16 protein-coding genes and 1 other RNA gene are annotated in these 20,581 nt (G+C 63.8%); 6 read left to right on the forward strand and 11 right to left on the reverse strand.

Annotation, left to right across the window (positions count from 1 at the left end; all coding sequences use genetic code 11):
* Nucleotides 1-79: 79 nt before the first annotated feature.
* Nucleotides 80-443: a transfer-messenger RNA gene (gene ssrA / locus ACOGI5_RS15905) on the forward strand.
* Between the two features lie 216 nt (nucleotides 444-659).
* On the opposite strand, the gene ACOGI5_RS15910 is transcribed toward ssrA, so the two are convergent.
* Nucleotides 660-2,639 (reverse strand): hypothetical protein, encoded by a 1,980-nt coding sequence (locus tag ACOGI5_RS15910; protein WP_419865380.1) that lies wholly within the window; start codon nucleotides 2,637-2,639, stop codon nucleotides 660-662.
* The gene (locus tag ACOGI5_RS15915; protein WP_419865381.1) at nucleotides 2,636-4,318 is read right to left on the reverse strand and encodes a hypothetical protein; all 1,683 of its coding nucleotides are present in this window, start codon (nucleotides 4,316-4,318) and stop codon (nucleotides 2,636-2,638) included. Before ACOGI5_RS15915 ends, ACOGI5_RS15910 begins: the two co-directional genes overlap by 4 nt.
* 803 nt (nucleotides 4,319-5,121) lie before the next feature.
* Here ACOGI5_RS15915 and ACOGI5_RS15920 point away from each other — a divergent pair.
* Nucleotides 5,122-5,964 (forward strand): hypothetical protein, encoded by an 843-nt coding sequence (locus tag ACOGI5_RS15920; protein WP_419865382.1) that lies wholly within the window; start codon nucleotides 5,122-5,124, stop codon nucleotides 5,962-5,964.
* Nucleotides 5,965-6,081: 117 nt separating this feature from the next.
* Here the strand turns inward: ACOGI5_RS15920 and ACOGI5_RS15925 are convergent, their stop codons facing one another.
* The 7 genes from ACOGI5_RS15925 to ACOGI5_RS15955 form a co-directional block, all read right to left on the reverse strand.
* Nucleotides 6,082-6,438: a WhiB family transcriptional regulator gene (locus ACOGI5_RS15925; RefSeq protein WP_419865383.1), complete on the reverse strand. Its 357-nt coding sequence runs from the start codon at nucleotides 6,436-6,438 to the stop codon at nucleotides 6,082-6,084.
* 163 nt (nucleotides 6,439-6,601) lie between these two features.
* Nucleotides 6,602-7,306 carry a FadR/GntR family transcriptional regulator gene (locus ACOGI5_RS15930; RefSeq protein ID WP_419865384.1) on the reverse strand — a complete coding sequence of 235 codons (705 nt, stop codon included), beginning with the start codon at nucleotides 7,304-7,306 and terminating at the stop codon, nucleotides 6,602-6,604.
* A gap of 174 nt (nucleotides 7,307-7,480) precedes the next feature.
* Nucleotides 7,481-8,032, reverse strand: coding sequence for a hypothetical protein (locus tag ACOGI5_RS15935; protein ID WP_419865385.1), 552 nt, complete (start codon nucleotides 8,030-8,032; stop codon nucleotides 7,481-7,483).
* A gap of 448 nt (nucleotides 8,033-8,480) precedes the next feature.
* Nucleotides 8,481-8,810, reverse strand: a complete 330-nt coding sequence (locus tag ACOGI5_RS15940; protein WP_419865386.1) for a hypothetical protein — start codon at nucleotides 8,808-8,810, stop codon at nucleotides 8,481-8,483.
* 107 nt (nucleotides 8,811-8,917) lie between these two features.
* Nucleotides 8,918-10,582: a protein phosphatase 2C domain-containing protein gene (locus ACOGI5_RS15945; protein ID WP_419865387.1), complete on the reverse strand. Its 1,665-nt coding sequence runs from the start codon at nucleotides 10,580-10,582 to the stop codon at nucleotides 8,918-8,920.
* Nucleotides 10,582-10,821: a hypothetical protein gene (locus ACOGI5_RS15950; RefSeq protein WP_419865388.1), complete on the reverse strand. Its 240-nt coding sequence runs from the start codon at nucleotides 10,819-10,821 to the stop codon at nucleotides 10,582-10,584. Before ACOGI5_RS15950 ends, ACOGI5_RS15945 begins: the two co-directional genes overlap by 1 nt.
* A gap of 575 nt (nucleotides 10,822-11,396) precedes the next feature.
* Nucleotides 11,397-12,308: a hypothetical protein gene (locus tag ACOGI5_RS15955; protein ID WP_419865389.1), complete on the reverse strand. Its 912-nt coding sequence runs from the start codon at nucleotides 12,306-12,308 to the stop codon at nucleotides 11,397-11,399.
* A gap of 317 nt (nucleotides 12,309-12,625) precedes the next feature.
* Between ACOGI5_RS15955 and ACOGI5_RS15960 the strand changes: the two genes are divergently transcribed.
* The 4 genes from ACOGI5_RS15960 to ACOGI5_RS15975 all read left to right on the forward strand — a co-directional run bounded on the left by ACOGI5_RS15960 (nucleotide 12,626) and on the right by ACOGI5_RS15975 (nucleotide 15,935).
* A complete protein-coding gene (locus ACOGI5_RS15960; RefSeq protein ID WP_419865390.1) occupies nucleotides 12,626-13,228 on the forward strand; it encodes a hypothetical protein in 603 nt (200 codons plus the stop codon).
* Nucleotides 13,229-13,252: 24 nt separating this feature from the next.
* Complete coding sequence (locus tag ACOGI5_RS15965; RefSeq protein WP_419865391.1) at nucleotides 13,253-13,765, forward strand: hypothetical protein; 513 nt, start codon at nucleotides 13,253-13,255, stop codon at nucleotides 13,763-13,765.
* Nucleotides 13,762-13,896 (forward strand): hypothetical protein, encoded by a 135-nt coding sequence (locus tag ACOGI5_RS15970; RefSeq protein WP_419865392.1) that lies wholly within the window; start codon nucleotides 13,762-13,764, stop codon nucleotides 13,894-13,896. The genes ACOGI5_RS15965 and ACOGI5_RS15970 overlap by 4 nt, the downstream gene beginning before the upstream one ends.
* Before the next feature lie 350 nt (nucleotides 13,897-14,246).
* Nucleotides 14,247-15,935, forward strand: coding sequence for an RNA-binding domain-containing protein (locus tag ACOGI5_RS15975; protein ID WP_419865393.1), 1,689 nt, complete (start codon nucleotides 14,247-14,249; stop codon nucleotides 15,933-15,935).
* A 28-nt stretch (nucleotides 15,936-15,963) separates the two neighbouring features.
* On the opposite strand, the gene ACOGI5_RS15980 is transcribed toward ACOGI5_RS15975, so the two are convergent.
* Both ACOGI5_RS15980 and ACOGI5_RS15985 read right to left on the reverse strand, forming a co-directional pair.
* The gene (locus ACOGI5_RS15980) at nucleotides 15,964-19,284 is read right to left on the reverse strand and encodes a fibronectin type III domain-containing protein (RefSeq protein WP_419865394.1); all 3,321 of its coding nucleotides are present in this window, start codon (nucleotides 19,282-19,284) and stop codon (nucleotides 15,964-15,966) included.
* Nucleotides 19,285-19,591: 307 nt separating this feature from the next.
* Complete coding sequence (locus ACOGI5_RS15985; protein ID WP_419865395.1) at nucleotides 19,592-20,557, reverse strand: glycine betaine ABC transporter substrate-binding protein; 966 nt, start codon at nucleotides 20,555-20,557, stop codon at nucleotides 19,592-19,594.
* Between the last annotated feature and the right edge of the window lie 24 nt (nucleotides 20,558-20,581).

Genomic DNA, 20,581 nt, shown 5'->3' on the forward strand with positions numbered 1-20,581 from the left:
CGTTCGGCCCGTCACAGCCCATCGCTAGGGTGGTAACCCGCCGAGGGAGGCCGCACGGCGTGGCCTTCGCAACCGCCTTGGGGGTGATCGGTTTCGACTTTGACGGTTGAAGTGAGAGAAGCGAGCCGTGGTCTCCGGATCCACGAAAAAGAGCCGGAAAAAAATACAAACGCCAACGTCGATCAAGACGATCTGGTGCTCGCAGCCTGATCTCAGGTTGTGAGTTCGGCCCGATAGCCCCAGTCCTGCGGGCGTCGGTGCCATCATCTGCAGGGCTCGCCCGCCGCCCGTGCCGACGGGGCGCCGGGGACACGCACAGACGGCTACGGCGATTGGCAGGGTGTCGCTGCCCGCCATCGCCCGACAATCCCCCAGCGACTGCGCTCGGAGAAGACTCACCGAAACGTTGAAGGACGCGGGTTCGATTCCCGCCACCTCCACCGCGGGCTCTAGGCGTGTTAGGTGCGCTTATTCCGGCCAGTTACAGCGATTTTTGGCTGTTTTCGGTGCTGACTGTTGGCTCCCGGCGTCATTCTAGATGGTCTGGGTGACGCTGCGCGACGTCGTTTCGGCCGGGATGGCTCTGGTCATCTGAGATCGGGCGCGTTGAGGCAGACGGCTTGAGCCGTCTGCGTCAGTTTTCTGTGAGTGTGACGCAGCTAGGTCGGCGGTGGGTGGCTGGTCGGGTCGCCGTAGCCATGTCCGAGGTTGCCGGCTGCGGGTTCAAACTCGTCTTGTTGCCCGTTGCGGCGGGTCTCGGCCGGCGTCAAGAGCACGATGTCGTGTTCGGCGGCCACGGCGCCCGTGGACTTGGCTGGAGTGTCCGCTGTTTGGTCATCAGCCTCAGCCGCTGCCTTTTCTTGCTGTTTTCGGTGTTTGCGGGCTTGGCGAATGTTGTAGGCGCACACGGCTGCGGCCGAAGCGATGATGTGCGCGACGAGCCCGAACTTGACGCATGACTCGTCGTGGAGTCCGCTGGTGCGCCGCAGTTCCTTGTTCGCGTTCTCGACCTGGTTGCGTCGTCCGTAGCTGAGGAACCATGCGGCGGTCCCGTAGGGGGTGTCCTGGTACTTGTCGAGCAGCTCGAGGCTGATGGTGACGTGCCCTTCGCAGCAGAGCTTCTTGCCTTTGGGCGTCGGAAGAAGCGGAGCGTCATGGCGGTTGTTGAAGTTCGCGGTGGCGGCGATCTTGGCTCGCTTGTCATGCACGGGGCATGTCATCCGTTTGCGTCCGTCGTCGTAGCTCTGGTTCTGCGTGTATCGGTAGTACCTGTTGCGCTGCCTGTACCAGTCGGCAAGCGCTTCGCCTTTGAACTTGGCGGGAGGAGATCGCAGGCTCTGCGGCGTCCAGGGATGCAGAAACGTCCCGCAGTGGAACCGAATCTGGTGGGTTCTGTTGATCGTGACGACCCGGTCCCTGATCCGCTCCTCCTTGGTGTAGTCCGTGACCACGTCGATGCCCAGCGAGTGAAGTGCCCGATTGAAGGTGTCCGCCTTGTTGGTGTAGGCCCGGTCGGCGATCACATCACGGATCTGCGGTGCGATTCCGCGAGCCATTGCGGCGACTTCCAGACCGGCGACGGCCGGATTCGTTGCTGCTGGCTTGACGCTGACGCCCAGGATGAATGGCAGCACTTCGGGTCCGAGTTTGGCTTTGGCCCGGTCGCCTCGGAACGTGAAGTCGCGCACTGCAACTGCGAGGTGCAGGTCGTAGCCGAGGAAGAATCCTGCTTTGGACTTGCCCTTGGCGCTCTTGTGTCCGGGTCGCGCGTCGATGTCATAGCTGCGGATCAGCCGATAGTCGGGTCCGAAGTTCCCGATCTTCGTGCCGAACACGGCTTCTTCGGGCAGCAGTTCCTTGAGATCGGGTTCGTCGAGCCCGGATTCCAGAAGCGAGTCGAGACGATGCTCGACCAGCGGGTCGGGCGCCGCTTTGCGGAGCTTCTTGATGTCCTTGTCGCGGAGCCGTTTGCCGGCAGCGACATCGGGATGGGTTGACTTGTCCTTCTTGACGTCTCGTTCCTTGCGGAAGTCCCGCGATCTTGCGTTCGTTTCGTAGTCGGTGGAGTCGATGGCGATCGCAGTGATGTCGTCAACGAGTTCAGGCGGCACTGGGGCGAGCGCGAGGCATCCGGCGAACCAGTAGATGTCATAGTCCTTCCCGTCGACAGTGAAGCCCTTATCGAGGAGCCTCTCAAGCCGTTTGAGCTGTTTGCGAACGGTGTTGTAGGAGATCGGCTGCAGCATCCGGTCCGATGGCTGGACTCCGAGGCGCACCGCCGCATCGGCCGGCATGCCGGCGAGCGCTGAGCAGATGTCCGCGACGCTGTAGCTGCGGCCGCAGAGCGCGCCGAGCACGATGCCGACGAGCATTGCTCGGACGGTAAGTCTTGATGACGGCCCAGGTGTCGAAGCGAACGCCCTTTCGATCGGTGCGGCGATCCGGAAACGGTCGACTGCCGCTTCGGCGTCGCGGATGTCTTCGTGCGTCGGCTTGATCAAGCCGTTGGACGGGTCCGGATGGTCGTGCGGCAGTTCGGCTCGGATTTCGCGGCGCCAGCATTCGGCGAAGTCCAGAACACTGTGGTCCGCGTCGGCGATCTGACGTCGCCATGCGTCGAACGCGGCGAGGGCCATCATGCGCTCAGCCCCTTGAGCACAGCTTCCTGCGCGTCCATGTCGCCCGCGACCTGTTCCAGCAGCCGATCGAGGGTGTCCTTGTGAAGAGGACCGCAGATCTTGCGCAGCACTCGCAGCGACACGTCCGCTCGCAGCAGATCAGCGATCCAGGTGGCTCGCGCACGGGGCAGCGACAGCGCCCCGACGCCTTGCACGGTGATCTGTCTCGCGGGATTCGAAGCGGTGCCGTACACCGCAGATGGAATGAACCGTTGCCCGTCTGCGGACTCGACTGCTTTGCGGACCAGGTCCGTGTATGCGGCCCGAATCGGAACCAGTCGGGGGTTCGGCCCGGTCACCTGCACCATGAGCCGACGGCCGTCCACAGGGTGGATGTCGCCGGGGCCGAGCAGTTCCGCTTCGGTGCCTTTGAGCCCGGCGCCGCAGGTGACGCCGACCAGAAACATGCGGGCCGCCGGGTTCGTGGGCCAGTCCAGCTCGGCGGCTTGGCGAAAGGCGTCCTGTTCCGCGTCGCTGTAGATCTGCTGGCCATCGGAAGTCTTGAGCGGCGGCAGCGGTGACGGTGACACCAAGGGCGCCACGATTCTGCCGACGTGCAGCAGCCGTGACCGGATCGTGCGGACCGTGGACCTCGCGAAGCCTTGGAGCTTTTTCTGAATTCGATAGTTGATGTTGTCTGGATGCAAGACGTGCTCGCTGTCGAGCGTGTCGTCGCGGCGGTAGATGAACAGCGTGTGCTCTGCAACCGTGCTCATGAAGACGCGAGCTGATTTGACGGATGTCGGTTGAGCGGCGAGCACCCAGGTGCGTACCGTCGGCAGGATCTTGGGCAGCATCCTCAGTTCGTCCTTCGACCATCCTTTGGGATGCCATGCAGCCACAGCCGATTCGATGGACTGGCTGTCTGCAGCGTCAGGGGCGAGGCGACCGCGACGATCCGGGTGTGCTGCCAGAACAGCTTCATGGTCCGGTTCCAGATGGCCGAGTTCGACGAAGGCATCCATCGCCGCGGCTACTCCGCGTCGGCGGCTGTTCGCCGCTGTCGGCGATTCGCGACTTGGCTGCCTGATGCCGACCGCTGGGGTGATGCGTCCTTCCCAGTAGCGAGTGACCAGATCTGCGTCGAACGTGTCTCTGAATTCGTCCCAGGAGCTCACAATGTGGCCGAATGCCCAACGCATGAACACTCGGGCTCGTCGCTCTCGGTCCGCAAGTGCTCCTGGCTGGTTGCGGTAGGTGGCGCGGATCGTGTCGATGACCTGCTGCAGCTCAGCCTCGGTGACCTGACTGCGGCTGGCGAGCGGACCCTTCAGGATCACCGGGTTGCGCGTCGCGTTCCCAGATGGGCCTGCAGCATTCGTTGTGGGCTGTCGGCGCACTAGGGCGTTGAGCAGCTGGTCGCGCTGCGTTTCGCTCATCAGCCCGGCGTCGAATGCCGCCTGAACGGTGGCACGCGCAGCGCTTCGCTTGTCCGACACTGTCTTCTTCGCCGGAGCGCGCTGCGGCTTGCCGAAGTGCCCGCTGACGTCTCGGTTGCACCATTCGGGCAGCGAGTCGGACGGCATTTCGTTCCATGAGACATAACCATCAAGACCCAAGCCGGCGCAGATTCGCTGAGCGCGGCCCAGGTAGGTCTTGCGGGATTCCTCCGAGTTCGAATAGCGAAGGCTCAGTTGCACCGCAATTTGATCAATTGTCGTCTCAAGCGTTGTAGACGGCCGCAGCGTTTCGTTTCCCGATCCGATTTCAAGCTCGCTGACAGACATCGTGTCTGTTTTGAAACGGATCGCGTCAGATCCGAGAGCTGCTGCGAGCCTGCTTTGATCGGATACGGCCGAGCCGTTGTCGGTGGACATAGTGAATGTTGTGTAGGTTGTTTGTCGTATCTCAGATGAGCAACCCGCGAAGATTGCTCAAATGAGAGGCCCGTCATTATAGTACATAATGATGAATTTTGCCAAGGGTTTCCGCGATAACTCTTGGCCATACTGACCGCAAACCACTGAATGGCGACACGAATATCGCTGTGATCTGCACCTATGGCAGATACAGAGCAAAGCTCCATTGGGTTAATTCGACATCAATCCAGAGCAAATGGTGTACAAAATGTGCTTGCGCGTGCCTTGTTCGCTCTATTGGCATCGCATACAGTCAATGTCACAGAGTCGATGCGTGGTATTCGAGTTCCCGGCGCAATGCGGCCCTAGGGTTGCTTGTCGGCGGTATACTGGATGCAGTGAGTGTTGTGACTCCTTGAAACTCCGGCGATGCGTCTGCTCCGCGAAACTTTTGGCAGGCGCATCGCTGGGGTTTCGTCTTTCTCAGTGATCTACTGCTCAGCAAAATGGTTCGCATTTGGTCGGTGGGTTGTTGGGTTGATGAAGAAGCGAAAATGTGACAGTTTCGCTCCGAGGCACTGTCCCGATACGCCATCGAACCTAATTCCGACCCTGCGGCTGAAAATGTGTTCATACTCAGTCTCATGAATGAAGAACACATTGTTGACGATGACGATTGTGGCTCGGAGCCCGAATGCGCGAGCGATTGTCCAGTCTGTGAGCAAGACAACCGGCGTACAGACTTGAGAAACATGCTCAGCTGGGTCGGTGATTACTGCTTGTTTCACCTCTTGACGCCGGCTTCGCGGCCGTTCAAAGTCGGTGATCTGTTCGATGCGATCAGCGCGTTCGGTCGTGATGCGTCCGCGAAGTCTGCGTATCGAGCTTTGGCCCTTGCGTTTTCATACGAGCTTTACCCACGTCGTTTCGGTGCTGAATCATTGCCGAGTCCGTATGCGCCACGGCTTGTGGGGTGCTCATCGAAAGGCGTGTGCAGCTACCCGATGGCGCTGGAAGACGTGCCCGCTGAGACTCTGGAAATCTGGGAAGAGTGCACCAGCATGAACCTGGAGGTGCTTCTGCATGCACGTCTCCATGACTTGTTGTGGATCAGACAACACGGGAACTTCGACCTGCATTGCTTCAGCGCTATTGGGAGTTACGGCGACTTCCCGCTGATGCGGCGCCTCGATCCGTCTGACCGTGTCGACGGTGCGACACGCGCACTTGAGCTTTGCGTCGCCGGGAATCGAGAAGAAGACATTCCAAGAATACTCGACAGCATCGAGCAGCTAGCCGTTCAGCTGCTCTGCGCGAGACCGACGCACTTGGACGCGGCACAGCGTGCCTTGTCACTGCTCTCCCAACACGGACGTGACATCTCGGCAGTGATGCGCGAGCTGCCGAAAGGCGCAGCTCGTCCCTTTCCCAATCCGTGTCCAGCATGCGCATCCGCGACGGAACCAGGACCGTGCAGCCACTGCTGACAACCGGTGCCGCGCCGGTCCAGACCGACACCGCTCGAGATGCGCCGGTTGCGAACGGCGACCGCCAAGCGTCGGCGTCTGAAGCGGAACCCGAACGCCCGGGTGCTTCCGTGAGCCTCATGCGGCGGAATGGGTTTTGCTTGCGGTCAGCAGTGCGGTCGGTTCTGGTGGGATAGTGCTTTCTTGGGCTCTCGATGTGTCGAGCGGAGGTGGTTCTTTGGCGTCGCCGCGTTTACGCAGCTGTTTGCGTTGGTCGGCGTTGAGTCCGCCCCAGATTCCGAAGTCTTCTTCGTTGTCGAGCGCGAATTGCAAACATTCGTCTTTGACTTCGCATCGGTTGCATATTGCGAGGGCGGCGTCGGGCGACTTGCCTGGTCCGATGAAGAAGATGTTCGTATCGACGTCTTTGCAGGCTGCGCTTGCCCGCCACGCTTCCCGGGACAGGGCGATCAGCTGGTTGAGAGTAGTTGCCATTCACATATATTGTCATATAATACTATTATTTGCTTTCGTGATGCGCCGGGAACTCAACATCCGCCACGGGACCGTCCCTGCGAGCCCCGAAGTTTCTCGACCCTGGGGGTGTCCGCCGAGGTTGGCTGCGGCGGCGCCTACGCGCCAACGAGAAATCTGATGCTCAGCGCTGGTCCAGCACGTCGGCGGCTGAGGCTTCGACCAGTTCAGCCATGACGCGAGCTGCTTCGGGGCCGTCGCCGTCGCGAATCGCTTCGGCCACGCGGCAATAAAGGCCGATTGGGTTCGCAGCACCACCGGTCACCGAATCGGTCATCCCCGGGCTTCCCACGAGCGCTCCTCTGATGGTCTCTGCAAGGTGAGCGACAATTGGGTTGGCTGCAGCGCGGAAAACGGCCTGGCGCAAGGCCAGTTCAGTCTCGATGCGCTTGGGATCGTCGTCGGCGCACTCCGCCAGTGCCTCGCCCAGACGAACTATCTCCTCTGACTCTGCGTTGCTTCGCCGAAGCGCCGCCAGTCGCGCCGCGGCCGGCTCGATGATCAGACACGCCTCGGCGACGTGGTGCAGCGTCGTCGGCGCCGAGCGGGAGGCAGCGCTCCAGCGCAGAACATCGGGATCGGACATCGCCCAGGCAGCCGTGTCCGCCACGATGGTGCCGGCCTTGGGGCGAGCCTCGATCAGGCCCTTGTCGCGAAGAGAGCCGAATGCCTCCCGCAGCACATTGCGCGAGACCCCCAGTTGCGCCGACAGGTCTTCCTGGTTGGCGAACCGGTGGCCGGGCGGATAGGTGCCGTCGACGATCCCGAGTCCGATGGCTTCGACTGTGCGTTCACGCAAACCGGAGCCGCTGCGAACGTCGATGTCCATCTGCGCATCCCTTCAGCCGTACACGAGCCACCGTGCAATTAATGTTCTGATACTACAAATGCGGCAACCGGGGCGAGTGCGGATGAACACACTCAGCCAGGCTTGTACGGGGGGGTTGACCGTCGTCACGATTCGCTGTGCATGATCCCGATCGAGGGAGCGGCTGGTCCCGTCCTATTTCGGGCGAGTCTTTGCCCATGCACCGAGGACATCCCATCCGTGGACGGTCCAGCCGTGACGGATGTGGTTGCCGTCGGCCAAACACCGAGTCGCCGTCGCTGTCCACGGCACGCCGAGGTTCGCGACGCGGTGATAGCGGCGCTCCCTGTAGAAGTACGCGTGCATGTTCTTGGCCGCGATCAGCAGCAGGAGCATCGTGCAGGATCCTGCTGCGGTTGCTGCTGCGATCTCTAGGGCATCGACGGCTGCGGAGGCGACCGAGCCAACGATTCCGGACCAGCTCGCAGTGCCTAGGTCTCGGAACGCGAAGAAGAGGACACTCGAGAACGCTGCCATGGCCGCCAGCAAGAACATGTAGGCATTCCGCACGATGCGGAACGGAAACGTGTTGCAAATGACCACTCGGCAAGCGACCGGCTTGCATCGATGGCGGAAAGAATGCAGAAAATGCTCAAGCCGCTCGCTCGGCAACAGATTGATTTTCAGCGCGAAGCTCGCCGTCTCATACCTTCCGACACTTGGTGAACCTAGGTGAACCTGGTTCATTCAACGCATCCTGCGGGTTCCGGACTTCGAAGGATGGCGCTGCACAACATGCTTTCGGCGAACTGGACCGAGTCAGGCTCATGTGCAAGAGGTTGACGCGAGCAGCGCGCCCCGGTCGGGCAATGTCCAGCTGCTCGGGTATGCGTCCTATGTGTCGATAGTCAATAGCTTCAGCCGGGGAGAATCTGATAAGGCGATGCCTCCAACGGAGGAAGTCTCCGAATCGAGCTTTGCGGGCCGTCGGCACTTCCTGCTTGTTCAGGGTCCAGCGGCTCTTGACCATCCGACATACGAACAACAGTATCTGTCGATGGAGCGTCCGGGATGCCGAGTGCCTGGAGCAAAGCGTGTCTCAGCAGCCAGGACGCAGCTACGAGGCCGTCGTGGGCGCACAGCAGAGCGTCGGCGACCTCACCGCTCTCCGCATGAGCCTGTGAATCCAGAAGGCTCACCAGCGCGGCGCGAAGGGCGTCGTCACCCAGGAGATCGAACCAACCCGCCAGCAAATCGACGAGCTGAACGCGAGCGTGTCGTGAACTCGCACCACAGCGTGCGTGCTCGATCGCAGTTCGTCTGCTGAGACGCTCCAGTGCCGCCAGCGGCGCAGCTCCACCGTGCAGCCCTGCACCTGTGCCACCTCGATTGTGGGCGACAACGGCACCGCGACCGTCTCAATGTCGGAATTTCGTATCGAATCCGGGAGCCTCGGATCAGCGGCCCACGCGTCGAGATCGAGAAGCTCTAAGTCGAACTGGTCGATCAGAGAGTCCGAGTCCACCTGGATACCCAAACGCCGTAGTCCGTCTGCGACGCCGCGATCGACCCGGGACGTTCCCGCTGGAGCGGTATCGGGTTTCGGCGCTTGACGGTCAGCGGTCATCGCAGTCAGCAGTCCGGGTCGAGCTTGCGGGCGTGTGTCACGCCCCACCGGTCGGGCTTGCGGGTCCGGTCAACTTCAGCGTTGCAGAGCTCTATTGGGGGTCCGATTGATCCGGTGCGGACACGGCGCAGCAGCGGACGCAGATCGAATCTGTGCTGATAGCCGCGGAGATGTTGCAGCAGCGACCCGACGCGCCGCGCGACTTGCGGCTCGTATCGGTCGGAGGCTTCAGCAAGCAGGACCGCGTCGAGCAGCTCTTTGTACAGAGCCTTTCTGGCGATGGTGGCGGCATGGTCCATTCCGCTGCACCGATCAGGATGCTCGACCATGTCGAAGAGGGCGGTCTCGATGGTGGCGACGCGCGCGGTGCACGTCTCGCGTTTGCCGCGACCGTCGCCGGTCGGACACCAGGCTTGGATGTCGAGCAGCGTCGCTCGTCTGCCGTGGTCGGGGTCGATCTGGTGGTACGTGATCGCCATATCAGCAGGACCTTCGTCGCAGCGGAGTTCCAAGCTGTCGAGGCTGTCGAGGTCGTTGACCTCGACGTTCACTCGCTGCCGAAAGACCGGATGGTGTGACGATCCGTGTATCTCGGCGGCTGCGGGGTAGCTGATGTAGTAGCCGACACCGAGGTATTCCATCATGTCGTGCAGGTAGGCGGTCAGTGACGGCGGCTCCGGTTCTTCTCTTTGGCGCAGTGTCAGCACCCAGCCGTCGCGGCACACACGCACCGATTGGCGGCTGCGCTCCATGTCCGCCATCAGGCTTCGAGCAGCATCGACGCTGATGCCGAGACATTCCCCTGCAGTTTCTGCGGAAATGAACGCCGCAGGCAGCCGTCCGAGCCTGCGCTCGGCGTCATCGAGAGCCAGCGATCTCATGCGCTGCAGACGCGTCTCGGCTGGCGCGACATGAACGACCGCCAAGGTTGCGTTGTCGTCGAGTTCTGCTGTCTGCGCTCGTGTGATGATCCGCGCAGCGATGGCGTCGGCATCGGTGTCGTCGGGGGTGAGGGCCTCAACGACCGCGCCGGCGATCGGATCAGACGGCGGCGACTCGCCGAGGTATCTCCCGGTGACGATCGGTTCCCATGCTCCGTCGCTGAGGATCGCCACTGCGCATGGCACAGCAGGCAGTTCCGCGTCGGTCACGAGCCCGCGTTTTCTGCCAATCGGAGTGCCGAGATACCTAGTGATGTTGCCGATCATCCCGTTGCTGCGATGCGGCAAGAAGATGCTGCGTCCGCACCACGCCTCGTCCTCCTGCCACAGCACCACCGCCACCGTGTCCCCGGCGGCACCGACGATCAGCCCCGCGTCGGGAGTCCACGCAGCGACGCACAGCGTGCTGGCGGGGCAGCGACGGATCATGCCGAACCTGTAGCGCGCTTGCTCCGGTGCGAGGTCGAACACCATTTGTTGCGCAGCATGGAAGGTCGCGGTCATCTCATCCTTACTGGCAACCCGCTCCGGCAGGACGCTGATCGCCGCTGCAGATGCCTCCGCGCCCCTCGGCTGACCGCCCAAACCGTCGGCGACAGCGATCAGCCAAGATCGGTCAACTAGGACGTGGGCGACGGCACGGTCCTGTTGTTCGTCGCGCAGACCGATGTCGCTGATCCACGCCACGGTCGTCGCGCCGACAGAGTTCGTGTACGACTCGGTGCTCATCACAGGTAGTCCGCTCGGGGCGGGTCGCTGAGCGTGAGCAGTGCCGTGTGGTCATGCCGTCCGTCGTTGGTGAGGCCGATGATTTCGGTGCGCTGGCTGACATGTTCGCGGTTGGCTCGGTGCCAGTGTCCGTGCAGCACGATTTGCGGCTGGGTGCGGTTGACGGCTTCGGAGCGCAGACGCTCGACGTCATCCCACCCCTGCTCAGTTGTGAATCGAAAAGGCTTCCACTTGGGCATCAGACCGATCTCCGCTCCGCAGGGGCCGAGGATCCTCGCTCAAGCGGACCTCGCCGAGCAAGGATTTGCGGCTAGGTCGACGGGACACCAACGTCAGTTTGGTCGAATCGGAAACCCGTTCACCCTCGCGGGCTCGCCAGCGACGATCAGACTGAGAGGCCGGCGATCGCCGAGTCCGCTGTTGGGGTCCGCAGCCACCCGTTCGCAGCGTCACGCTGAATGAGATGCGTGGTTCGACGTTGCGGACGGCCGTCGCCAATCTCGCACTGTGGACTCGGCAGCCGTCACACCGTCGGAGTGGATGCCCGAACGCGGCCAGGCCGACAGTCGGGCCTCTATTGGTCGGGCGCCACTGCCAGCAGATCCGCTCCACCAGCACCAGCCCCAACGGGGGAAGCGCCGGTTCTGCCGGTCACTCTGGGAGTCCCTGTGTCTGGCGTACGCGTGATCCTGAAATCGATCTGCCGGTTGGAGTCGGTCCGCCGTATCGAGGCTGCGTCTGCCGGGCGAGGTGGGCGCAGCACTGATTGCGCGAGACGGGAGGCGAAAGACTTCCGAGCTGGATGCCTCAGAGTTCAGAACCTCAAGGCCCGCCGAAAGTCGTTCCAAGCCCGGACGAATGCGTTCTTCACTGAGAACTTCAACGGCTCCAGCGTGTCGAATACGAACTGTCGCCAGTAGTCGACTCCTCGAAGGCGATTACCTAGTGCGAGCGCGCGCCGGGTGGACCCCGGCCACAAGAGCTCTTTGGTCACCATCGCTCCCTCGGCGATCCACTTGTGCCTCACAGGAACCTTGGCGAATGGCGGCTCGATCCTGTACCGCCGTGAGACTGCCGCCGAGAGCGCCTTGAACATGAGCGCAGTGACGATCAAGGCGGCGACAAATTGGAATGTCTCGACCATGAATTGCCCCAGGTCCGCCGTGCTCAACGAAGGCGCCTTGGGGATATCGACATTGCGAAGGGGGATAACGAATGATGCAAGCACGAGGAGCTTCAAGACCAGCGACGCCAGTCCCTTGCCGACCGTCGATCCATACGCATGTGCGAGCCGCATCCCGGGAATCTTGAGCCAACCCTTCCGAGTCGAAGCCGCAATGTCTGCTTGGGGGTCGGCGCGGGCGAAGAGCCAGAATGCGGATGACGGCACATCCAGATAGTCGCCAGGACCGCTTGGATCTGTAAGAGGCCTGGTTGGAGAGATGATCATCCATTCAAGCCATCGGTTGGGCTCGGGCTTGTCTACCTCGTCGAACGGAATGCCTCTCGCGCGCGCCCTGACGGGTATCAAGCGAATCTCGTAATGATCGTCTCCGGGTTGATGTGACGGTCGCGCAAGGACAACCGTCGCTTCGTTGCCGCGGCTTGTCCGCTTCGATGATCGGTAAGCGTGAGCGGCCACCTCCGAGACAGCGACCCGTGCAACCAGCTTGTCGCCGATTTCGAAGTCATCGTTCGGCCTTCGGAGGTAGTCCTTGTCGACCACGAATGCTGTGTCGCAAAGGAACGCGCTCTTGGCGAACTTGCGCCCAAGCCACAACCGCGAGTACCACCACAAGAAGACGCGGGCGGGCAGGGATCCCGCGCCCGTGAAGCGCAGCGGCACGGTTCCGAGTTCTTCGACACCGCTCGGGGTCAGGCCTGCGATCGGCTCCAGGCGCCTCGCTGTCTTGAATTCCTTGATGCCTGATGAAGCGAATTGAACCGCCGCCAGTGCGGAGGCAACGGTAAGCCAATCTTCGAGGTTCAATGCTGTTCCTCCTATTCGACCGATTCGGCGCCGAGACCACGCAGAGTCCTTCGGTGTTGGACTGGATCGCGTCGAGGTCGCGCACAAAGCGGCCATGCGCCGGCCGCGATCTGCTGACCTGGTTTGATCGGTTAGTTTGGCAGAACGGTGTCAGGACAATCGATGGGGCCCCGCAGACGCGCAATGTGGCCGCCGGGCAGGCGGTGTGGTCCGTGGCCGAGTTCGCCCGCACCGCCTATGTTGCACGTCCTTTGGTGTGCGACGTGCCGTTCCCGTTCTTCCTCGACTTCGAGATGAGCGACGAGGACGGTCTGGTCGTCGACCACTCCGCCGCGACCACGGGACGGACCACGTTCTGCACCAACGACATACACAGCTTCACGCTGCAGACGGCCCGCCCGCCCTGTTCGAGCCCGGGCACGCGACAGGTCAGGCTCACGCCAAGATTCCGGACTGCCTCGTCTGACTTCGCTGAGGTCCTTCAGAACTCTATGTTCAGCGAAAGCGGGAACGGAACTGGGCCGACGACATGGCTCAACGAGCAGGACATCCCCTGCAGGCCACCTCCGGAGCAGTGCGAGGCCAGCACTGTTGGATCTGCTACAACATTGACAGATCGGCTCAGATGTGCCGATAAATTGATACCCGACTACTAGATGAGAGTTTGGTGCAGCAGGCTGATGCCATCACGACCTCATTCCTCCCGACACGGCACCCGAAAGAGCAGGCGGCGGCCGCTGCTGATTCTCACAGCCGTCATCGCAACCGGTGCCGCAGCGATTGCCGTGCCGATGGCGCTGGCCGCCACGTCGGCGAACTGCCGAGTCAGCCTCAGCTTCAGCCCCGCTTCAGTGAGCCTGGCGGAGGGATCGACCGGCAGCATCGACTACACCCACTATTGGTGCAGCGGCGACCCGGCGCTCACCGACTGGGTCGTGGACGTCTCCGACACTTCCGCGGTCAGCGTCACCGTGTCTGAGGGCACCACCGTCGACGGCACCCGCACCACCCGCGGGTCGATCAGCATCGAGGCCCTCGCCGACGACGACTTCGATGACGAGTCCGTGACCGTCACCTTCTCGGAGCCCTCCGACGACGACGAGGCTTCCGAGTCGGGCAGCACGGTCACCTCGGTGTCGTTCACCGTGGACGTAAGCGACTCCCAAGGCGGGGACGGGAACGCCTCTGAGTGAAAAGCACGCTGTTCGCCCCGGTCCGGTTCCTGCTGCGGCGCAGACGGCTGCCTGCAGGCATCCCCGGGGCGCTGACCATCGTGATCGGCGGCTTCGCAGCCATCTCGCTGTTGCTGCTGCTGTTCACCTGAGCCGCCCCTCGGCGGCGCCACCGCTGCCGAGAGGGCACCCAGGTGCGGGGGGCCGGGAGCCCTCCGGTCCTCCAGGAGACGCTGTCGGGCTCCCCGCACCTGCTCCCCCGCTCGACGCGACGGCGGCTAGTTGTTGGTGAAGGAGACGGTGTATTCGGTGCGGGGGTTCGATTCGGTGTAGTCGGCTCGCTGGGTGTTGCTCAGGCCCGACAAGCAGCCGGCCCGCTCCCCCAGCCGGTTCCCATGGCGACGCCAGCGCCGCCGAGGGCGGCTTCAATGTGCGTTATGCATATTTCGGGCAGCTCGCACTAAGCATTTCAAAAAGCGCATAACTTATGTACGCTGTCGGGGTGGACGCTGCTGCTTTGAGCGAGACTATTGCTCTTGGCGAGACCCTCACGGTGGAATTCAAGCCCGGAGGCATCGACCGAGACGACTTGGCTGCGGCGGTTGTCTGTCTGGCCAACAGCGACGGCGGCCGCCTGCTGCTGGGAGTTTCCGATGACGGCGAGGTGGTCGGCATCGATCCCGACAAGCGAGACTACGCCGACCGTCACCGGCTCGCGGCCGTCATTGCCAACCGCACTGAGCCCGCGATCTTGACCGGCGTCGAGATGGTCGCGCTCGGCGGCCAGACGGTTGCCGTCATAGAAGTCCCGTCGACCGACGCTGTGCATGCCACGAGCAAGGGGCGCTATCTGCGGCGAACCATCGATGTCAACGGCGAACCCCAGTGTCTGCCGATGGCGCCCCATGAGGTGTTGGCACGAGCCAGCGGCGCCATCGACCATTCGCGACGAGCAGTGGATGGGCTCTCTGCGGACGATCTCGACGGCGGCGAGCTTGCCCGCATGCGGGGACTCGCTCGTCAAGGCGGCGACGACGCGCTTGCGTCGCTGTCCGATGCCGATCTGGTCCGGGCCCTCAACCTCATGGAGCCCAGCGGCCGTTTGACGATCGGCGCGCTCCTGCTGTTCGGGACGACCGCCGCCATCACCAGGTATCTGCCGGGATATGAAGTGGGCTTTCAGGAGCTTGCCGGCACCGAGATCAAGTCCAATGAGATCAGCAGGGCGCCATTGCTGCGGGCGATGGAGCAGCTGGTCGACCGGGTGGAGGCACGCAATCCCGAGGAGGATGTGGAGGTCGGGCTCTTTCGGGTGGCGCTTCCCCGCTATGCGAAGCTCACCATTCGGGAACTCGTGGCCAACGCCTTGGTGCATCGCGACTACACCGAGCTTGGACCCACGCTGGTGCAAGTCGACGGTGGTGTCCTGGCGATCTCCAACCCCGGCGGTTTCCCCCGCGGCGTCACCATCGACAATCTCTTGACGACGATGCCGCGCCCTCGCAATCCAGCGATCGCTGACGCCTTCAAGCGGTCGGGGCTCGTCGATCGGATCGGGCGCGGCATCAACCGGGTCTTCGAGCACCAGCTGTCTTTGGGCCGGCCTGCCCCTGACTACACCGCCAGCAACAGCCGTTCTGTAGTGGCGCGGGTTCGATCAGGGCCCGCTGATGCCGAGCTGGCGGGCTACATCGCCCAGTCTCGGCGATCGGGACACGAACTCGGCCTCGAAGACCTGATCACGCTCCACGAAGTGCGGGCCGAGCGCAGAATCACCACAGAACGAGCCGCAGAGCTGTTCCAAGTCGATCACGCCTCAGCACGGGCGACCCTCAACTCGCTGGTCGAGCGCGGCCTGCTGGAGTCCCGCGGCGAGCGCAAGGCCCGCACCTACCACATGGCCGCGGCGCTCTACCGCCAGCTGGGCGAGCCTGCGCAGTACGTGCGCACCAAGGGATTCGACGAGATCCAGCAGCGCGAGATGATCCACACCTTCGTCGAGCGCCACGGCTCGATCAGCCGACGAGAAGCCTCCGAGCTATGCCAGCTCTCGCCTGCGCAAGCAGGCCGGCTCCTGCGAAGACTGCGAGACGACGGCGTGCTGGCGATGGTCGGCGAGCGGCGGGGTGCGAGATACCTGCTGCCGACATCGCACCTCGCGCAGTCTGAGAAACGCGCCACCGCCCGCTGAACCGGCGTCGCGGCCGAGCGGGGTGCGGTTATCGGCTGCTGAATGACACGGTGTATTCGGTGCGGGGGTTCGATCGGGTGTAGTCGGCTCGTTGGGTGTTGGTCAGGCCCGACAGGGTGCAGCGGGTGGTGCTGTCGGTGTTGTGGGTGTACAGCGGGCCGGCCTCGACGCTGATGTAGTGGATGCCCTCGAAGGTGAACTGCTCGCGCAGCCCGCCGTGGTCGTAGTAGGGGTCCCAGGCGGCGGTGATGCGCGTCGCGTTCGACCACTCGCTCTCGCCGCGGACCCACGGAACCTCCACGTCGATGAGCCTGGGGGACTGGTACATGCGCACCCGCAGACAGCCCGCCGACGCGGTCTGGGTGACCGTCACGGTGTTGTAGTCGTGCATGCTCATCCACGCCCGGAACCAGTCGTTGTCACCGTCACGGTCCACCGTCGCCGACACCGCCGCCTCTCCGGCGTCGGCGCTCACGAACCCCGGCGTGAACAGATGCCGGCGCAGCTGCCAGCGCCACCCGTCGGTGCCGGGCAGGTCCTCGCCCGGGGCCTCCCCTACGGGATCCTCGGCCTCGCCCCACGCATACAGCGTGTAACGCGACCCCAAATACTTGGCCGGCGGCTCCCCGCCGGAGCCGTTTACGGCGCTTATGACGAGCCCCTCGTTCTCGAAATTGGCCGCCGTGCGCACATAATCCCCGGGGGTCCGGTTGAAATAGTGCTCCCAGGAGCCGCGGGCGCGTGAAAAGCCCCCCGAAACCCCGAAGTTGACAAGGCCTCTCAGCCCCTCGGGATCGGAGCCGTCGAGGGTGAAAAGGTTCACCTGCGGCCTGACGTCGTTGAGCAGCGACCCGCCGATGTCGTGCATCCTGAGCGTGAACTGGTTGCGGCGGCCCGCCTCGAGCCCCTCCACCCGCACCAGATGCGCGCCCGCGCCGGTCGTGAGCGCGCCGAGCGTGAAGCTGTCGTGCAAGAACCCCTCGACGCTCGACCCCACCGCCACCGTGGCAATGTCGGCAGCGACATTGGAACCGAGATTATGCGTCACATCAGTGCTGCGCAGGTCGGTGACCGCCACCGTATAGGTGGACAGCACCACATACGCCTCCCGGAGCCCGCATCTGTGGCAGCGATCCACCAGCGCACCAGCCGGCGCCGACGCCGGATCCGACACCACATCGCTGTAGAACGCCCACACCCCACCCGACAGATGCGGCAGCTCCACCGCCACGAAGTAATCCCCATCCGACGGCGGCGACAAATACGCGCGACGACGCGCAAAGCCCCCCACCTCGTGCAACTGATAATCGTCGTCGCCACCGCTGCCGTCGTTGTCGAGCCGCGTCGAGTCGGCGTCGTAGATGCCCACGATCGCCGCACGCCGGGCGCTGCCGCCCCCATGCTGCTCGCCCAGCACATCGACCACATACACCTGGCCCGCCTCCAGACCCGTCATCTTGAACCAGTCCACATCACGCGACCGATGAAACGCACCCCCCACCGAACCACCCGCAGCCACCACACTGCGCGACGCCTCATCGTGGGGCTCATCGAACTGGGCGCCCCAGACCGCCATCTTCAGCGGGAACGACAAAATGGTCGTGAGATTCAATCCGCTGAAACTCCCGTTGGCGATGCTGAACCCGGTGCCCTCCTCCGCGCCGCCGATGGCGACCCGGTAAGCGGGGATGTAGCCCGCGGCACCAGTGGATTCATCGGTCGAGACGACCCAATAAAAGGTGTTTCTTTCGAGGATGGCGCCTTCGGGCGCGCTGAACCGGTAGGTGCGGAAGTCGTCGTCGGCGTCTGTGAGGTAGTCCGACGGCGGGGTCAGCTCCCACAGGAGCTCGCCGGGCCGGCCGTTGTGGTTGGCATGCACCCCCACAGTCGCCGCGTTGCGAAGGGAGGGGTCGGTGCGGGCCATCTGCAGCTCGATCGCGTTGAGCCGCCAGGTTCCAGTGTTGCCTGCGTGGAATCGCGTCGCCACCGATCGCGTAATGGTTTGCGTCTGCGGACGGGCGAAGTTGGTGACCAGCGGGGTCTCTGCGTTCTGCTGGGCGGCGATGAGCGGCTCGGGATCGACGAACTCGACCAGCACCGGCTCGATCAGCACCGGCTCGGCGCGTGCTTGGGGCAGCGCGGGCGTGGCAGCGCTGAGGGCGCCAGAGGCGGGCCCCTCGCCGGTGCCGTTGTAGGCCTGCACCGCGTAGTGCAGCGTCTGGCCCGGCGGCGTGGTCGTGTCGGTGTAAGTGGTCACCTCAGCGGCGAGGCCGTCCGCGATCACCGCCAGCTCGTCAGGCCGTGGGCCGCGCCACACCCGATAGCCCTCGACGGGGCCGCCCTCGGCAGGCGCGGCCCACGACAGCGTCACCGCCCCGAACGGGCCCAGCGCAGTGCCCATCAGCCGCGGCGCGCCCGGCAGCGGCACCGTGTCGGCGATCTCGACGGTGGCCAGATCGGTGAGCGGGCCGCTGCGCTCGGTGCGAGCGAACGGCCCCGAACCGGTGACGCCGTAGCGGGCGCGCATCTGCACCTTGTAGGACACGCCCACAGGCAGGTTCCGCAGCGTGAACGACGTCACATCGCCCGCCGGGTACAGATTCCCGCGGGTCTTCCCATCGCCCGGCCGCCGATAGGTCAGCCACCCCAGATCCTCCTGCGCCCACATCACCCGATAATCATCCGGCACCGGATCAGGCGTCGACCACGAAATCGTCAACTCCCCCGGCGCACCGCTCGACACCACAAACCCGCCGACCTCGCCCCAGCCCAGCCCAGACCCCTCCTGCTCCTGCTCGGACTGCTGGGCCTCGCCCTGCGACGACTCCTCATCCTGCTGCGGGTCAGACTTCTGCTGGGCCTGCTGCTGGGACTGCTCGTCCCGCTGGGCCTCCTGCTGGGCCTGCTCGTCCTGCTGGGCCTGCTGCTGCTGCTGTTGGACGGGCGCGAGCGCGGCAGCGACGGTGACGGTGAGCTCATCGCTCCACGGCGACGCCATCACCTTGCCCTCAGCGGTGCGGAACCGCGCCCGTATCTGCACCTTGTAGCCGACGCCCTCAGCCAGACCGCTCAGCGTCATCGACGTCGCGTCCCCAGCCGGCCACGCATTGCCCCGACCGGCCTCATCGGGCTGTCGCCACGACAGATACTCCAAATCGTCGCGCGCCCACCGCACCCGATACTCAAACGGCGCCAGCTCAGGCGCCTCCCACGAAACCCTCAGCTCACCCGCAGCATCACTCGCAACCGCCACCTCGGCCAGCTCCGGCACCGACTCGCTGGCACCCACCGGCACCGCCTGCGACGCGCACAGCGCCAACACCGCAAACGCCGCCGCCCAGCGCCTCACCCCGCGACCGCTTCTTGGGGGGGGGGGGGATTACGACAGGCGACCAGCCGTCACCTCGCGCACCCGCCACGCGCCCAACACCCGCAGCCGCACCGAACCGCACCGAATCGCTCATCGCACCAGCCTCCACAAAACAGCCGACACCGACCTGCCGGCAACAAGCCCACACCGTACAGCACACCTAAACCGACACAACTAAACCGCTACATCCGTGCCCCAGGAATCGCTATGTGCCTCGCGTCCGCCTGCCGGACAGCGCCGCCGACGTGACGGGCCGCCAAGCAGCGTGCGTCGATGCCCAGAACGCCTAGGAGGCTGCGCGTGCGTTGTCGAGCCAGCCGTTGACCCTCGCCCGGTTCTCCTCGATCCACTGAGATGCATCTGCACGGATGTGCTCTTGGGTGTAGCCGCCGGCCGCCATCCGCTCGTTCTGTGTCGCAATCCACGCCAGATCGATCTTGACCTGTTCAAGCAGGCTGCGAATGTCTGGATGGCTGTCCAGGAAATCGGCGTTGGCGACTGCCCGGATGTCGTTCACTTCGAACGCAGAGTCCAGCCACACCACGTTGTCGCCGGGGGTGAGGATTGTGTAGGTCCAGTTCGGGGTCCAGCCGTAGAACAGCACCGGCTGGCCCGCATCGACACGGGCACGAACCTCGCCGATGAGGTCGTTGTAGTTGCCTGAGTCCTGCTCGACGTTGGCGCCCCAGTCGCTGTCGGCGATGTGGCCGTTGATGATCTGGGCACATCCCCAGTCCTCGTTGCATCCGTACAGGTCGGCGGTGCCGTCACCGTCGATGTCGAACTCGGCGGCTATCGACCGGTTGGACAGCTGGCTCATCGAAGCCAGGCCCAGTCGGTCGGCGGTGGCTTTGTCGACCAGGTAGCCCTCCCGGCCTCCGCCGCCCACTTGGGTCCCGACCGGTTCGATCTCGCCTTCTGTCGAGAGCCCTGCGGCGGTCTCGAAGTCGAGAAAGATCTCGTGGTTGGGGAACCAGCCGTTGGCCCACAGGTCGTATTGGCCAGTCCTCAACGCGGGATAGAAGTTGAGCGGTCCGAGCTCGTGCTCCGACGGGTCGGTGACCTCGTAGCCCAGCTCTTCGATGAGCGCGGCGTAGATCTCCGCTTGTGCATAGCCGCTGTCCCAGTTGGCGCGAGCCATCCGCACCGTGCCGTCTTCCTCCTCGCTCGAGAAGATCACCACGAGTGCGACGACGACCAACGCAACCAAGGCGCCGACCAAGATCAGACTTCTGCGTCGTTGCTTGTTCATTTCTTGTCTCCTGGCTGCTGTGTG

This window comes from Candidatus Poriferisodalis sp. (assembly GCF_965208925.1).
Classification (GTDB): Bacteria; Actinomycetota; Acidimicrobiia; order Acidimicrobiales; family Poriferisodalaceae; genus Poriferisodalis.